General features: G+C 37.3%; 1 protein-coding gene. It reads right to left on the bottom strand.

Going from position 1 to position 483, the window contains the following annotated elements; genetic code table 11:
- A partial coding sequence (locus VSQ61_RS22745; protein ID WP_334346589.1) for a hypothetical protein occupies positions 1 to 412 on the bottom strand: 412 nt, incomplete at its 3' end.
- Between the last annotated feature and the right edge of the window lie 71 nt (positions 413 to 483).

The following is a 483-nucleotide window of genomic DNA, read 5'->3' as shown; positions in this document are numbered from 1 at the left end:
CAATATCTGAAAAGCCCAGCCCAAGACAATATTTTATCTTCAAAGGACGAATGTAATTCTTTTCAAACTCCTGGCGATGAGCTTGAGTAGAAATCTCTGTCCAGTCACAAAGATTAACCTTTTCGTTTTCTGATAAATGCAGTGGTTTTTTCAGAGAATATGTGCTGACTACAGCATTTTCCGTATAATAATCCATAAATGCATTCCAATTCTTCCGGTTGACACCATACAGCAAAGAAGAACTTATTTTTCCTGTCTCTTCCAAAAATATTACTCGTGCCTGATCATATGGAATAAATGAATGCAGTTCTGTCGCAATTGTTCCACAGAAACTATAAATTTCATTTTTATCCCCACACAATTTAAGAAATTCATAAAATCTGTTGGGAAACTCATATTTAATATCCAACATAGTCCCTCCTCTCCTTTTTCTGCCGGAGCAGCTCTGTCACCTGCAAAAGAGCCCTTCCGGTCCGATTAAAC

The sequence above is a fragment of the Candidatus Merdisoma sp. JLR.KK006 genome (genome assembly GCF_036941035.1).
In the GTDB taxonomy this organism is placed as follows: domain Bacteria; phylum Bacillota; class Clostridia; order Lachnospirales; family Lachnospiraceae; genus Laedolimicola.
The sequence above is the reverse complement of the archived record's forward strand: the minus strand, read 5'-3'. Positions and strand labels throughout refer to the sequence as shown.